Source organism: Burkholderia sp. BCC1985, from assembly GCF_905339915.1.
In the GTDB taxonomy this organism is placed as follows: Bacteria; Pseudomonadota; Gammaproteobacteria; order Burkholderiales; family Burkholderiaceae; genus Burkholderia.
Genome location: NZ_CAJPGY010000099.1, coordinates 1 through 2,550, shown reverse-complemented (window position 1 = coordinate 2,550; position 2,550 = coordinate 1). Strand labels below are relative to the sequence as shown.

2 protein-coding genes are annotated in these 2,550 nt (G+C 62.5%); both read right to left on the bottom strand.

The window, feature by feature from the left end; translation table 11 throughout:
- Positions 1–66: 66 nt before the first annotated feature.
- Positions 67–834 (bottom strand): IS21-like element helper ATPase IstB, encoded by a 768-nt coding sequence (istB, locus tag U4Z31_RS36770; RefSeq protein ID WP_321812974.1) that lies wholly within the window; start codon positions 832–834, stop codon positions 67–69.
- Between the two features lie 2 nt (positions 835–836).
- Positions 837–2,414: an IS21 family transposase gene (gene istA, locus U4Z31_RS36765; protein ID WP_321812973.1), complete on the bottom strand. Its 1,578-nt coding sequence runs from the start codon at positions 2,412–2,414 to the stop codon at positions 837–839.
- Positions 2,415–2,550: the final 136 nt, after the last annotated feature.

The following is a 2,550-nucleotide window of genomic DNA, read 5'->3' as shown; positions in this document are numbered from 1 at the left end:
CCCCGATGGGCAGTTCAAACTCCTCCACTTGTGGGCGGCTAAATTCCCCCAGGCAGGACGAGCGGATTATGCGTCGGATTCCTCAGTGATGGCAAGCCTGGCCGCGGCTTCCCGGAGGCGATAGCTCTTGCCTTCAAACTCAAGGAGTTTGGAGCGATGCAGCAGACGGTCAAGGATCGTCGAGGCCATGGTGCTGTCGCGAAGGTAGCGTCCCCAGTCCTGGACGACGCGGTTGGACGTGACGAGGATGCTGCGACGTTGCTTGTAGCGTTGATGGACCACGGTCTGCAGCAGTTCGGCCGCGGCATCGGGAATGCGTTTGGCGAGGAACAGATCGTCAAGCACGAGGAGTTCGGGCTCGACGAGGGCCTTGAGCAGCCGGTCCTGATCGGCACGCGTTTCCACGGCATAGCCGGCGAACACGGTGTCGGACTCGACGTAGCGCACCTTCATTCCCTGCAGGGTGGCGTTGTAGGCGATGGCCTTGGCGATGTGGCTTTTGCCGGTGCCGGGTTTGCCGATCAGCAGTGCGTTGTCGCTGTCGGCGACGAACTTCAGGGTGTGTAGCTCGAAGCAAGCCTGACGGGGTACTTTCGGATTGAAGGACCAGTCGAAGTCGGTCAGGGTTTTGCGCTCGTCCAGGCCGGACTGCTGGTAACGTCGTTCGAGAAGCCGGGATTGTCGGCGATCGAGCTCGTCCTGCAGAATCATGGAGAAGGTTTCGAGGAACGGCTGCTGGCTGGCCTGGGCTTGCAGCACCCGGGTTTCCAGTGTCGCGCTGATACCGGACAGGCGCAGTTCGCGCAGGGCGCGGTCGATTTCGGCAAGGCTCATGCTCAAGAGAGATCTCCGTGGGTTGATGGCATGGCGGCGCTATGCTTGGCGCCGAGGGTGAACAGGTCGGCATAGTCGTCGCCGTCCCGGATGAGGTGATGTTCCTGAGTCAAGAGCAGTTCGCCCTGGATGGGCGCGTCCAGTTCAGCCAGCGCCTGCTCCAGCAGACGCTCGGTCAGCGCCTTGACCTGTTTGTAGCTGGGCACGCCTTCTCTCATGGCGATCTCGCAGGCTGCTTCGATCAGGCGCCGGGGGTAACGCCGGACTAGGCCGACGATGCCCCAGAGCTTGCGTTGACCGATTCTCCCTTCGGTGTCGAACAGATGCTGGCACAGGCGCTCGGCCGATGGCCCGATCGACTTGGCCTGCGCGAGGATGCGGCGTGTTTCCCGGGAAGGATTGAACGGTCGCTCGTCCTGCGGCAGCACCACTGTTCCCGGCCTCTCGGCCAGAATGTGGGTGCGCAGCAATGCCTGTGTCTGGAGGTTGCGGATTTCCAGACGACGGGCAAATTTACGCACCAGCACCTGGCTGCCGATGGGAGCCGGTCGGGCGGCGTAGCTGCTGTGGTCCACCCGTACGCACGTGTCGTCGCAGACCGTGTAGACCTTGTCGGTGAAGTATTCGAAGTTGCGCGCCGGCAAGGCGCGCAGATGGGGGCGCTCTTCCTCGAACATCGCCTGAACCTGGCGACGGGTGCTGCCGTGGATTCTTCTGGACGCCCAGTTCGATTCCCATAGATCAAGGAAGGCGTTTTGCTCCTCGATCGATTCGAACCGGCGCCCCTTCAGGGCCGTTCCCTGGGTATGCTGGATCGCGTTCTCGACGGTGCCCTTGCGATTCGGATCTCGGACGCGGGCTGGGTCCGCCACCACGCCGTAGTGAGCGAGCATGGCGGCATACACCGGATTGAGTTCCGGCTCGTACAGGTCCGGTTTGACAACGCCTTCCTTTAGATTGTCGAGGACAACGTATTGCGTGGCGCCACCAAAGTGGCGCCAGGCCTGCTCGTGCAGCTCGGCCCAAACCTGTTTGCCGGACTTCCATACGACGCGGCGGAAGCTGCGCCGCGAGTAGCGAAGCGTCATCACGAACAGCCGCGGCTTGCGGTAGCGATTTGTTCCCGGAACCCTGGTCAGGGCGCCCTCGCCATAGTCAACTTGGGCTTCCTCGCCGGGCAGGAAGTCCAGCCGGTCAAACTGGGCCGGCTCATGCTGGCGCAATGTCCGCACGAACCGCTTGACGCTGTCGTAGCCGGCAGCGAAGCCAAACCGGTCCACCAGATCCTGGTAGACGGCCATGGCGTTGCGCCGCAGTCGCAACTGGGCCTCTATGAACTCTCGGTATGGCTCGCAGGCCGATACCTGGCTGCCCTTTGCCGGTGGGCAGGGTGGGGGAATTTGCAGCTCGGCGCCGGTGGGCACCGTGGGGGAATTTGCCTGCGCCGCGGCGAATTGCTCCTGATACTTACGGATCGTCTTCCGATCAACTCCCGTAATCCGGGCAATCTCCCGCTGACGTTTGCCTGCGGCGACGAGCGTGGCGATGGTTGTTTGCAGATGCGGCTTCAAGACATTCACTCCAACAACCCCTCTTCTTCATTCGAGGGGTGCAAGGTAACGTCCTGCCAGACCGCGCCAGCATCATGCTCCGCGTGTCTCTAGGTGGGGGATTTTGAGGTGCCCACAGGTGGGGGAATTTGCCCGCCCATCGGGG

Bases quoted from the DNA above. Each gene is read 5' to 3' on its own strand.
- istB (WP_321812974.1), bottom strand. From the start codon at position 834: ATGAGCCTTGCCGAAATCGACCGCGCCCTGCGCGAACTGCGCCTGTCC.